The following is a 13,103-nucleotide window of genomic DNA, read 5'->3' as shown; positions in this document are numbered from 1 at the left end:
AATTCAGACAACATTTTAATAGTTTAATAAGCTTCGAAAATAATAAGTTTTTGAAGCTTATTTTTTTAAACTGTATTGTAGTATAATTTTATTACTTTTGGATGCTTAACACTCATTTAACTAATGATTACACAAATCAAGGGGCGACTTGTAGAAAAAAATCCTACCGATGTAATAATTGATTGCAATGGAGTGGGGTATATTCTTCATATTTCATTACATACTTTCTCTTTATTATCAGATCAGGAGGTAATACAACTATATACACATCTGCAAGTAAAAGAAGATTCACATACACTATTTGGTTTTGCAGAGAAATCAGAAAGAGAAATCTTTAGACTTTTGATTTCGGTTTCAGGAATTGGTGCTAGTACCGCTAGAACAATGCTGTCTTCATTACATCCTGATCAGATTAAAGATGCAATTGCGTCAAATGATGTCGCTACGATACAATCGATCAAAGGTATTGGTGCAAAAACTGCACAACGTTTGATTATTGATTTAAAAGATAAAATTCTTAAAGTTTATAATATTGATGAACTTTCTGTATCTCAAAACAATACTAACAAAGATGAAGCGTTATCAGCTTTAGAAACCCTTGGATTTAATAGAAAACAAGTAGAAAAAGTTGTCGACAGAATTCTAAAGGTTAGCCCAGCCGAAACAGTAGAAAATATTATTAAACAAGCACTAAAAAATTTATAAAAACATTGAGTTCATTACATTCCTTATATTTTAAATTTTTAAAAAGACTAGTTTGTTTAATCGTACTCTGCGGAGGAGGGGTTTTTGGTCAGGAAAATGAAACCGTACGTGATTCTACAAGTACTACATATTCTCTCGGTGAGATTTCACTTCCGGACCCTAATAGTATAGTAGCGAAATACGAATACGATCCAATCACTAATCGTTATATTTATCGTGAAATGTTGGGGTCGTTTAATGTTAAATATCCTCTTTTTCTAACTCCAGAAGAGTTCGAGGCGCTAGTAGAAGAGGAACAGAGAAGAGATTATTTTAAGGAAAAAATAAGCGCTTTTAGTGGTAAAGCAGATGGGAGCGAGGAAAAACGTAAAAATCTTCTTCCTATTTTCTATGTAAATTCTAGCTTTTTCGAAACTGTTTTTGGTGGAAACGAAATCGAGATAATCCCGCAAGGATCTGTAGAAATGGATCTAGGAATCTTATATACTAAACAAGATAACCCCGCTTTTTCGCCTAGGAATCGAAGTAATTTTACGTTTGATTTTGATCAAAGAATTAGTTTAAGTTTATTAGGAAAAGTTGGTAAAAGACTTCAGATAACAGCCAATTATGATACTGAGTCTACATTTGATTTTCAAAATCAGATAAAGCTAGAGTACACGCCTACAGAAGATGATATCATAAGAAGCATAGAAATTGGTAACGTAACAATGCCAATAAATAATTCTTTAATTCAAGGGTCACAAAGTCTTTTTGGCGCAAAATTAGGATTACAGTTTGGTAGAACGAGTGTTACCGCAGTGTATTCTGAACAGCGATCAGAAACAAGATCAGTTAATGTAGAAGGAGGGGGAACAGTCGAGGATTTTGAAATTGATGCTTGGGAGTACGATGATAATAGGCACTACTTTTTATCTCACTTTTTTAGAGATACATATGATGACGCTCTTAAAAATTACCCTTTTATAAACAACAATATACAGATTACACGGATTGAGGTTTGGGTAACAAATAGAGCTACAAGTGCACAAACATTAACAGATGCTAGAAATATTGTAGCGTTGCAAGATCTTGGTGAATCCCCAATAGAAGGAAATTTCACAATACCAACTTCATTGTTTAATCGACCTGCAGGGTCTTTTCCTGCCAATGGAAATAATGATTTGGATCCTTCTGCTATTGGTGGTACAGGTTCGATTTCTAATGCTGTACGTCAGATTTCTACTGTTCAACAAAGTTTTACTGGAGCTATTGCAGGTTTTAGAGAAGGAGAAGATTATGCAGTTTTAGAAAATGCCAGACAATTAAATCAAAATGAATATTCATTAAATACACAATTAGGATATATATCTTTAAATCAAAAGCTAAATAACGATGAGGTTTTGGCTGTTGCTTTTCAATACACTGAAGGCGGAAGCGTTTATCAGGTTGGAGAATTTGCAAATGATGGTGTAGATGCAACAATAGGCGATGATACTAGTGGAGGTGTTCAATCTGGATCTAGTAATAGTTTGGTTGTAAAAATGCTTAAAAGTCCAATATTTAGAGTTGATCTTCCAATATGGGATTTAATGATGAAAAACATCTATAATACAGGGGCTTTTAGATTAGATTCCCAAGATTTTAGACTGAATATAGTATATGCAAACCCTTCTCCTGTTAATTATATTACTCAGGCAGAGGGTTCTGCTACGCCATTGCCAGATGATGTTGAGCAGACAAGGTTGCTAACAGTTTTTAATATGGATCGATTAAACCCCAATAATGATCCGGTGCAGGGAGCAGATGGTGCTGGAGATGGTTTCTTTGATTATGTTCCGGGATTGACAATCGATCCAGAAAATGGAAGAGTTATTTTTACAACGGTAGAGCCTTTTGGACAGCATCTTTTTAATAAGTTAGACAATGATGGTGCGCCAAATCCTAATGACTATGATACTCCTGGTAGTTATAACGAAAATCAAAGCAGGTATGTTTTCAGGGAACTATATACAGAAACTAAAATAATTGCAGAACAGCAAGGAGCGGATAATAAATATTTTCAATTAAAGGGACGATATAAGTCTTCAGGGCAAGATGGGATTCCGTTAGGAGCTTTTAATGTCCCACAAGGATCGGTAACAGTTACTGCAGGTGGAAGAACTTTACAAGAAGGTGTAGATTATACAGTAAATTACCAATTAGGGCGAGTTAATATTTTAGATGAAGCTTTATTGTCTTCAAATACCCCTATTCAGGTTTCGACAGAGAATAATGCAGTATTTGGTCAACAAACCAAACGTTTTACAGGGATTAATGTTGAGCATAAATTTAGTGATGATTTTATTATAGGTGGTACGTATTTGAATCTTAATGAAAGACCAATTACTCAAAAATCCAGTTATAATTTTGAACCTATTAATAATACGTTATTAGGTTTTAATGTTAACTATTCTACAGAGGTGCCATTTCTTACCAGAATGGTAAATAAACTACCTAATATTGATACAGATGTTCCTTCCAACGTTTCAGTTAGAGCAGAGGGTGCATATCTTATTGCCGGAGCGCCTAAAGGAGCCGATTTTGGAGGAGAGGTAACGACCTATATTGATGATTTTGAAGGTGCGCAAACACAAATTGATGTCAGTTCTGCCTTATCCTGGGAACTCTCTAGTGTGCCTATTGGTTTTGGTTCAAATAATTCAAATGAAACTGTAGTAAGTCCAGGAATTGAATCTGGATTCAGAAGAGCAGACCTGTCTTGGTATACGGTTGACCCAATTTTTTATAGTAACTCTAGACCTAGTGGCGTAACTGACGAGGATGTGGAATTCAATGCGTCAAGGAGAGTTTTTATAGACGAGATTTTTCCTGAAACAGATAGGCCACCAGGTCAGACATTATCATTGTTTCCATTAGATTTGCATTACAGACCTTCTGAACGTGGTCCTTATAACTTTAATGATAACGCTACGGGTAATACATTACCAGATCCTGAAGGTAATTTTGGTGGAATTATGAGGCAATTAACCTCGACTAATTTCGAACAATCAAATGTAGAGTTTATAGAGTTTTGGTTAATGGATCCATTTTTTGATCCAGGAGGAGGAGAAAGCTCACTTACAGAGTCTACAGATGGAACCATAATTTTTCATTTAGGAAACATCAGTGAAGATGTGTTAAAAGATGGTAGAAAGCAATATGAAAATGGACTTCCTGCTGACGGCTCTGATGAGGATACATTTTCAACGGATTATGGTAAAGTTCCTGTGAATCAATCCTTGATTTATGCATTTGATACAGAAGGAGAAGCAAGATTAAACCAGGATGCTGGTTATGATGGTTTGACGGATGCTCAGGAAAAATTAAAGCCTGAATTTTCTAATTTTCAAAGCGAAGATGATCCTTCTAATGATAATTATACATATTATCTTCAAGCCGAAGGGAATATTGTAGAACGTTATAATGACTATAATGGAGCTCAAGGAAACTCTCCTACCAGCGTGGCTAATGATGATCGAGGTAATACTACTTTTCCGACTGCAGAAGATGTAAATCGTGATAATACGATGAATACGATTGATAGCTATTATGAATATGAAATCCCTATTTTTCCCGGTATGGATGTTGGTGATGATCGTGGAACGGGATATATTACTGATGTGCAGGAAGATGTTAGAACTGTACTTAATGGGCAAACTCACGGATATAGATGGGTTCGTTTTAAGGTTCCTATATATGAACCAACAGATAGAGAGAATATAGGAGAAAATGATTTTCGGTCTATTCGTTTTATGAGAATGGTAGTAACTGATTTTGATCAGCCAACTATTTTAAGGTTTGCTACATTAGATTTGGTAAGAGGAGATTATAGAAGATATGTGCAGGCGGGTAATACAACAAATGACCCGACAAGTGGATTGAATATTAATGGTAACGAAGTGATCGTAACTTCTGTAAGTAGTGAAGAGACGCTTAACTATGTAACTCCTCCAGGAGTACAAAGGGAGGAGTTGATTAACAATAATACAACAATTAGAGAAGATGAAAGGTCGCTAGCATTAACCGTTAATGATCTTGAGACAAATGATTCGCGAGGTGTATATAAAAGTTTTAATGTTGATATGCGCCAATATGAAAACCTTGAAATGTTTTTACACGCAGAAAATCTCCCAGGACAGACAACGTTGGGGGATGGAGAGTTGGTTGCTTTTATTAGAATGGGGAACGATTTTACAAATAACTTTTATCAGATAGAGTTGCCTTTAGAAGTAACGGATGATGTAACTAGCAGGAACCCTGATGTTGTTTGGCCAGAAGCTAATAGGTTAAATCTGCCATTAGAATTTCTTCAAGAAGTGAAAGCTACTGTGATAGGAGATGCTTCTTTGAATAATGCAGATCTAAACTTTTTTGATGGGCCGAATAATTTGCGAGTGGGTATGAAGGGGAATCCTAATTTTGGCGATGTGCAGATTATGATGGTAGGGATCAAGAATGTAAGTGCTTCTAACGAATCCGGTACGGTGTGGTTTAATGAGATGCGTTTGAGTGATCTTAAAAATCAAGGCGGTTGGGCTGCTGTTGGTAGTTTAGATGCAAATGTTGCTGATTTTGCTACAGTAAGTGCTTCCGGTAGAATAAGTACCATTGGTTTCGGTGGGATAGAACAAGGACCAAATGAACGTAGCATTGAGGATGTTAAACAATATGATCTTACTACAAACGTAAATTTAGGACAACTACTGCCTAAAAAATGGGGATTGCAAGTTCCATTTAATTATACTAGAGGAGAGGAATTAATAACACCCCAGTATGATCCTGAGTTTTTGGATATTGAATTACAAGATAGATTAGATAGCGAAACTGACGCTGATGAAAAAGATAGGATTTTAAAACAGTCAACTGATTATACGAAACGACAAAGTTTTAATGTTATAGGACTTCGAAAAGATAGAACAGGAGATGGCAAGCCAATGCCTTATGATGTAGAAAATTTTGCTTTTTCTGGAACCTATAATCAAACAGATCATAGAGATTTTGAGATAGAGAAATCTTTAGATCAGAGTGTGCGTTTAGGAGGGACTTATGATTTTAGTTTTCAGCCTAAAGAAGTTGAGCCTTTTAAAAAGATTAAACTATTAGGAAAAAGTAAATACTTCAATCTTATAAAAGACTTTAATTTTAATCTGTTGCCAACAAGTATTTCAGTTAATTCTAATATTACAAGACAATTTAATGAACAAATTTTTCGAGACATTACGTTGGGTCCAGAAGATATTGGGCTGCCTGCACTTACACAGCGTAATTTCTTGTTTGATTGGCAATATGGTATTAATTATAATTTAACAAAGTCTCTTAATTTTAGTTTTAATTCTGCTAATAATCGAATCGTTAAGAATTTTATTGATGATGATGGTACTGTAAATGAAGCAATTGGTGTTTGGAGTGGTTTGTTTGATGTGGGAGACCCTAACTTTCATAGTCAACAATTACAGGTGAACTATGAAATTCCTTTCAATAAGATTCCTTTGTTTAAGTTTATGAGAGCAACATATTCATATTCTGCCGATTTTCAGTGGACCAAGGGAAGTGAAGCTTTAAAAAATCTAGAGGGAATACCTGATTTAGGAAATACCATTCAGAATGCAAATGTGCATACCGTTAACGGTTCATTAGATATGAGTACGCTATATAAATATGTTGGTCTGACTAAGAAAAAACCAGGGAGAAATAGGGCTAAGAAAAAGAAAACTGATAAGAAAGGGGAAGCAAAAGATGCATCCAAACCAGCTTTGGCTGATACTAAAAAGAAGAGGGTTAAAAAGAAATCCAGTAAGCTAACAGTAGTTGATAAAACATTAAATACGGTAATAGGTTTAGTTACTGCAATAAAGAAAGTAAATATTAATTACCAACAGGATAATGGTATTTTCTTACCAGGGTATTTACGAGAGCCTGGATTTGTGGGGACATTAAAACCTACAGTTGGTTTTACTTTTGGGAGTCAATCAGAAATAAGAGATTTAGCGGCAAGAAATGGGTGGCTAACATTGTATCAAGAGTTTAATCAACAATATAGAGAAGTAGAAGGCAGGCAGCTTAATATACAAGCTTCTGTAGATTTACTAAGAGACCTTAAAATTGATATTAGTGCAAATAGAAATTATTCAGAAACCTTTACAGAGAATTATAAGGTAGATGTAAATAATGATTTAGAATATCAATCGTTAACACCGAATACTTTTGGTAATTATACAATATCTACCTTATTGATCGGAACTGCATTTACGAAAAGTGATGAATTTAACTCTGAAACTTTTGATGAGTTTAGAGAAAATAGGTTGGTGATTGCAAGACGTCTGGCATTAGAGAGGGGTGTTACAGAGGATTCAGATGGTGATGGTTTTCCTAATGGATATGGAAGGACAAATCAAGCGGTACTTTTACCAGCTTTTCTTGCTGCATACACAGGTGCAAATGCAGAAAGTGTTCAGAAAGGAGCTTTTAGAGATGTTCCGCTACCTAATTGGGATATTAAATATACAGGTTTAATGAACTTTAAATGGTTTAAGAAGCGATTTAAAAGGTTTTCTATGGCTCACGGATATCGCGCAAATTATACCATTAATCAATTTAGAGCAAATCTTGAGTATAACCCAAATAATCCAGATGAATTAGATCAGGGAGATAATTTCAAAAACCCTGAATTGTATGCCAATATAAATCTTACAGAGCAATTTAGTCCATTGATACGATTGGATATGGAGATGAAGAATTCAATTAAAATTTTGGCAGAGTGGAAAAAAGATAGAGCGTTATCGTTAAGTTTTGATAATAATTTGCTCACAGAGATTCAAGGAAATGAATATATCATAGGTCTTGGTTATAGAGTTCAGGATTTAACATTTGTGACTAGAATTGCTGGTAAAAAGACCACTTTAAAGAGTGATCTTAATTTTAGAGCAGATTTGTCACTTCGTCAAAATGAAACTATTATAAGGTATTTGGATATTGAAAATACTCAAGTTACTGCTGGACAAGATATTTATGGGATTAAGTTTACTACGGATTATGCGTTAAGTAAAAATTTAACGGCATTACTGTTTTATGATCATACCTTTTCTAAGTACTCGATTTCCACGGCTTTCCCGCAGACTACAATTCGTGGCGGTTTCACACTAAGATATAATTTTGGAAATTAATAATCTCTAGGGGTTCGATACTAGTAGTAATTTTGATGAAGTTTTATAAGTGAAACTAGTTAATAATTAATTTTTAATAATTTTTGATATAGTTTTTCTAAAATCTGATAAAATAGATTTATTTTCGTCTTCTAAATAATAACAATTTATAAATACTTTTTCGGATGAATATTCCTTCAGATTTAAAATACACAAAAGACCACGAGTGGATCAAAATTGACGGAGACGTAGCAACAGTAGGGATCACTGATTTTGCGCAAAGTGAATTAGGTGATATCGTTTATGTAGAAGTTGAAACCGTTGGTGAAGAACTAGAACAAGAAGAAGTTTTTGGTACTGTAGAGGCTGTAAAAACAGTTTCAGATTTATTTCTTCCTTTAACCGGAGAGATTGCTGAATTTAATGAAACTTTGGAGAGTGACCCAGAACTAGTTAACAGTGATCCATACGGAGATGGATGGATGGTTAAAATTAAGATAGCTGATGTCTCTCAAGTTGATGATCTATTATCCTCAGATGGCTATAAGGAACTTATTGGTGCATAAATATTTGCTCTTGCTGGTATTTGTATATACTAGCTTGATTGGATGGTTGTCGTTGGCTAAAGTTTTTATTCCTTTAAATGTTAATGTAAAAGGAAGTGATAAGATAGGACATTTGTTGGCATATTTTGTTTTTACAATGGTTCTGTTTTTGTTTTTCTTTTATTCTGAAAAATTACACAAGAAATTTTCTCAAAGTTTAATTTGGGCATCCGTTTTAAGTTTCTTATTTGGGATTTTGATGGAATTCCTTCAGGCGGTACTAACAAGTTATCGAAGTCCAGAATGGTATGATGTATTAGCAAATACTAGTGGCATTATTTTTGCTTTAATTATTTTGAAAACACTTAAAAATAAGCTGGTTAACTTAAGAATAAAGTAAAGTTAATTAGTGAGAATATTAGATTAGCTGTTGATAATCACAACATAATTTACAGTCGCTAAAAGTTAAAAATTGTATTTTTTGTTTTACATTTTTACTATTAGTTGGAAAATACCAAAGAAATTAGCTATTTTAGCAATCATATAATAACATTGTAATATGGAACCAAAGAAAAATCCGAAAGCAGATTTGACCAAAAAAAGTGCCTTGTTTTTACAACTTGGACTAATTGTAGTTTTATTTGTTACATGGCAAAGTATAGAGTGGAAAACCTATGATAGAAGTAATATCGACATAGGTCAGGTGAATCTTGATGAATTAGAGGAAGAAGAAGTTCCTATTACTCAAAACTTAAATACTCCACCACCTCCACCACCTCCACCACCAGCGCCGGAAATTATCGATGTTGTAGAAGATGAAGAAGAAGTAGAGGAAACAATTATAGAATCTACTGAAACTAATCAGGAAGAAGAAATTGTTGAAGTTGAAGAAGTAGAAGACGTAGAAGAAGACGAAGAAATTGCCGATGTACCTTTCGCTGTAATTGAAAATGTTCCTGTTTTTCCTGGTTGTGAAAAAGAAGCTGGAAATACTGCAAAAAAGAAATGTATGAGTGATAAGGTTAAGAAGTTCGTTAACCGTAAGTTTAATACAGAATTAGGAAGTGAGTTAGGTCTTTCTGGAGTGAACAGAATATACGTTCGTTTTAAGATTGATAGAAGCGGGAATATTGTGGGAGTTCAGGCTAGAGGTCCACACCCAAGATTAGAGAAAGAAGCACAAAGAGTAATAAAAATGCTTCCTAAAATGACTCCCGGTAAACAAAGAGGAAAAGCAGTAGGTGTACTGTATTCTTTGCCTATTGTTTTTCAAGTTCAGGATTAAGCAAAACTTTTTTATATATTATAATCCCCTTTGTTGTAAAGCAAAGGGGATTCTTTTTTTTGGTATGCTTGTTGTGTTTAGAATTAACTGTAACGTTAAAACTAAATGATATGAGTAACAAGCATGAAACTAATGTGCGAAAAGGCACATTGGTAAACTTTCAAATTGGACTTATAGCAAGTCTATTATTTACCTATGTAATGTTTGAAGTGTATACTTCAGAACCCATTGATAAGACTTTGGATAAACAAATAGTCTTAGAAGATGAATCTCTTATTTGGAATGAACAATTTGCAGTCTATCAGGAACCTGAGCAAAAAGTGGTTGCGCAAAAAAGACCTGAGCCAATCCCAGATCCTACAGAATTTGAAGTAGTTGAAGATGATAAGGCTATTGATGATTTGACGAATGAGTTTAAGAGCGAAAAACCACCAGTTGAGTCTAAGCCATTTAACCCAGATGCTCTTGTGGATGATGAGGAAGAGGAAATCCTTACAAATGTTCCGTTTTCTATAGTGGAAGATGTGCCAATCTTTCCTGGTTGTGAAGGTTTAAAAACCAATAAAGAAAGAGCAGCTTGCTTTTCTGAGAAAATCAGTAAAATCATTTCTAAGAAGTTTGATACTGATCTAGGAAGAGATTACGGTTTAGAAGGTGTGCAAAGGATTTATACTTTATTCGACGTTGCTGCAGATGGGACTATTAAGAATATACAAGTCAGAGCTCCGCATCCTAAGCTTAAAAAGGAAGCAGAAAGAGTAATTGGCTTATTTCCTAAGATGACCCCAGGAAAACAACGTAAGAGACCTGTAACGGTAAAATATCAGTTACCAATTGTGTTTAAAGTTCAGAATTAAAAATAAATTATTTAAAATATTAGAATCCCGTTACGATAAACGTATACGGGATTCTTTTTTGGTATGCTTGTTGATCCAGATTTTAATTGTAACGTTAAAACTAAATAGTATGAGTAACAAGCATGACGCTAATGTACGAAAAAGTACATTGGTAAACTTTCAGATTGGGCTTATAGCAAGCCTTTTATTCGCTTTTGTAATGTTCGAGATGTATACTTCTGTTTCAGTAGTTCGACTAAGTAAAGAACCTTTTGAGTATCCAATAGAAACCGTTGCTTGGAACGGAGATTTTAAGGAGTATGTTGAGCCGAAAGAGAAAGTGGTCGTAGAAAAAGTAGAGAAGCAAAATCAAGCCCCTGAAGAATTCAAGATTATTGAAAAAGGTGAAGAGTTAAGTGCACTAGATAAGGAGTTTTTGAATAAACCTTCGGCAGGTATTGTTCCATTTAACATTGATTCATTAGATCATATTGAGGATCCTGCTCAAGTAGAAAAGGTGAGGTTTATAGCAGTCGAGGGTGTTCCTGTTTTTCCTGGGTGCGAGAATTTGGAAACCAATGATGAAAAGGCAGCCTGTTTTTCTGAGAAAATAAATAGATGGGTTACAGATAAGTTTAATGCGAGCTTAGGCGAAAAGTATGGGTTAACCGGAAGGCAAAGAATTAGTGTTGAGTTCGAGGTTAATAAAGATGGAACAGTTCAAAATATTAAGGCAAGAGCGGCTCATAAAGCTTTAGAAAAAGAAGCTATTAGAGTAACTAAAACATTTCCAAAAATGACTCCTGGAAAACAAAGGGGTAAAGCTGTTGATGTGGTATATCAACTGCCGATTGTTTTTAAGATTCAGGATTAAGTGATAAGACCCAGCTATTTTTAGCTGGGTTTTTACTTTGATAACTATTGTGTTTTTAACAGTTGAAATTGTGGCGAAACTATGCTTAAACTTATTTTTTAGCTATAACAGTTGTTAAAAGGGCAATTATAAATAGTTATAAGTTGTCTAAAATGCTTTTAACGCATATCTTTGCACCACTTTTTAAAAAAGCTATTTAGTTAACGTGCAAAATTTGAGTATAACCCAAGTCGATACAGCCAAAGTTTCTGTGATTCAGGATTTTAAAGAGATCACTAAAATGCGATTAGCGTTAAGTGTAGTTTTTTCATCCGTGGCTGGTTATTTATTAGGAGTTGATACTATTTCTTGGAGTACACTAGTTCTTTTATCAATTGGAGGGTATTTTATGGTTGGAGCATCTAATGCTTTTAATCAGATTATAGAACGTGATCTTGATGTTTTGATGGATCGTACTAAAGATAGACCAATTCCGTCAGGTAGGATGTCTGTGAATACCGCTTTTGCAATTGCAGCTGTTTTTACTGTTTTTGGGATTTCTGTACTATATTTTATAAATCCTAAAACAGCTATGTTTGGGGCAATTTCAATTTTCATATATGTTAGTCTATATACTCCATTAAAGACTAAAACTCCTTTATCAGTTTTCGTTGGAGCTATTCCTGGAGCAATACCATTTATGTTAGGATGGGTAGCAGCAACAAATGATTTTGGTATAGAACCGGGCACTTTGTTTATGATTCAATTTTTCTGGCAGTTTCCACATTTTTGGGCAATAGGCTGGTTTTTGTTTGATGATTATAAAAAAGGAGGTTTCTTTATGTTACCTACCGGCAAAAGAGATAAAGGAACAGCTACCCAAGTGATCATTTATACTTTATGGACAGTGATTACCTCATTGATACCAGTGTTTGGTGTTACTGGTAAATTATATATTACTCCGGTTTCCGGAATTTTAATTTTAATACTTGGTGGGTTTTTATTTAGATATGCAATCCGCTTGTATAAAGTGAGAGATGCTAAGACAGCAAAACAATTGATGCTGGCAAGTGTTTCTTACATTACATTGCTGCAAATTATTTATGTTGCAGATAAATTTATTCGTGCATGGATTTAACGCAAGGAACAACAATCGAAAAACAGAAAAGAGCAAAAAAAACCATGATGTGGTTTGCTATGGTCAGTATGACCATGACATTTGCTGGTCTTACCAGTGCTTATGTGGTAAGTAAAACCAGGGAAGACTGGTTGACTGATCTTGTTTTTCCAGATGCTTTCATAGCAAGTGTTTTAGTTATTATTACTAGTAGTATTGCTTTTTACTTTGTAAAAAAAGCAATTGAAAAAGAAAATCGAAGCTTAGCAACTATTTTATTATTAACAACATTGAGTCTTGGAATCTTGTTTGTATTTATGCAATTTCAGGGATTTGAAGATATCATGGCACAGGGATATTATTTTACAGGACCGTCCGCTAATATTGTGCCTACTTTTTTGTATATCATAGTAGTATTGCATATAGTTCACGTAATTGTCGGGCTAATAGTGCTTTTAGTCGTAATTTATAATCATTTTAAACAAAAGTATAAAAGAGGGCAAACCCTTGGTTTAGAACTGGGTGCTATGTATTGGCATTTCGTAGATGTTTTATGGGTTTATCTCTTTTTATTTTTATATTTCGTGAGATAATAAAAT

The 13,103-nt window shown here is 34.2% G+C and carries 9 protein-coding genes; all 9 read left to right on the top strand.

The annotated features are described in order from the left end of the window. The first annotated feature begins 123 nt into the window (after nt 1-123). Nucleotides 124-705: a Holliday junction branch migration protein RuvA gene (gene ruvA, locus Q0921_RS09010; protein ID WP_299255986.1), complete on the top strand. Its 582-nt coding sequence runs from the start codon at nt 124-126 to the stop codon at nt 703-705. Between the two features lie 5 nt (nt 706-710). After that, nucleotides 711-7,889: a cell surface protein SprA gene (gene sprA, locus Q0921_RS09005; protein ID WP_299255985.1), complete on the top strand. Its 7,179-nt coding sequence runs from the start codon at nt 711-713 to the stop codon at nt 7,887-7,889. Nucleotides 7,890-8,053: 164 nt separating this feature from the next. After that, nucleotides 8,054-8,434, top strand: coding sequence for a glycine cleavage system protein GcvH (gene gcvH, locus Q0921_RS09000; RefSeq protein ID WP_299255984.1), 381 nt, complete (start codon nt 8,054-8,056; stop codon nt 8,432-8,434). A 10-nt stretch (nt 8,435-8,444) separates the two neighbouring features. Beyond that, the gene (locus tag Q0921_RS08995) at nt 8,445-8,813 is read left to right on the top strand and encodes a VanZ family protein (protein ID WP_299255983.1); all 369 of its coding nucleotides are present in this window, start codon (nt 8,445-8,447) and stop codon (nt 8,811-8,813) included. A gap of 159 nt (nt 8,814-8,972) precedes the next feature. Next, on the top strand, nt 8,973-9,698 hold the full coding sequence (locus tag Q0921_RS08990) for an energy transducer TonB (protein WP_299255982.1): 726 nt from the start codon (nt 8,973-8,975) through the stop codon (nt 9,696-9,698). Between the two features lie 110 nt (nt 9,699-9,808). Next, a complete protein-coding gene (locus tag Q0921_RS08985) occupies nt 9,809-10,555 on the top strand; it encodes an energy transducer TonB (RefSeq protein ID WP_299255981.1) in 747 nt (248 codons plus the stop codon). 109 nt (nt 10,556-10,664) lie between these two features. Further along, nucleotides 10,665-11,408: an energy transducer TonB gene (locus Q0921_RS08980; protein ID WP_299255980.1), complete on the top strand. Its 744-nt coding sequence runs from the start codon at nt 10,665-10,667 to the stop codon at nt 11,406-11,408. Between the two features lie 214 nt (nt 11,409-11,622). Then, nucleotides 11,623-12,525: a heme o synthase gene (gene cyoE, locus Q0921_RS08975; RefSeq protein WP_299255979.1), complete on the top strand. Its 903-nt coding sequence runs from the start codon at nt 11,623-11,625 to the stop codon at nt 12,523-12,525. Beyond that, nucleotides 12,516-13,097: a cytochrome c oxidase subunit 3 gene (locus tag Q0921_RS08970; protein WP_299255978.1), complete on the top strand. Its 582-nt coding sequence runs from the start codon at nt 12,516-12,518 to the stop codon at nt 13,095-13,097. The genes cyoE and Q0921_RS08970 overlap by 10 nt, the downstream gene beginning before the upstream one ends. The last annotated feature ends 6 nt before the right edge of the window (nt 13,098-13,103 follow it).

This window comes from uncultured Aquimarina sp. (assembly GCF_947496855.1).
In the GTDB taxonomy this organism is placed as follows: domain Bacteria; phylum Bacteroidota; class Bacteroidia; order Flavobacteriales; family Flavobacteriaceae; genus Aquimarina.
Note: the sequence above shows the minus strand (reverse complement) of the source record. Positions and strands in the feature narration are given on the sequence as shown.

Bases quoted from the DNA above. Each gene is read 5' to 3' on its own strand.
- ruvA (WP_299255986.1), top strand. From the start codon at position 124: ATGATTACACAAATCAAGGGGCGACTTGTAGAAAAAAATCCTACCGAT.
- gcvH (WP_299255984.1), top strand. From the start codon at position 8,054: ATGAATATTCCTTCAGATTTAAAATACACAAAAGACCACGAGTGGATC.
- Q0921_RS08990 (WP_299255982.1), top strand. From the start codon at position 8,973: ATGGAACCAAAGAAAAATCCGAAAGCAGATTTGACCAAAAAAAGTGCC.
- Q0921_RS08985 (WP_299255981.1), top strand. From the start codon at position 9,809: ATGAGTAACAAGCATGAAACTAATGTGCGAAAAGGCACATTGGTAAAC.
- Q0921_RS08980 (WP_299255980.1), top strand. From the start codon at position 10,665: ATGAGTAACAAGCATGACGCTAATGTACGAAAAAGTACATTGGTAAAC.
- Q0921_RS08970 (WP_299255978.1), top strand. From the start codon at position 12,516: ATGGATTTAACGCAAGGAACAACAATCGAAAAACAGAAAAGAGCAAAA.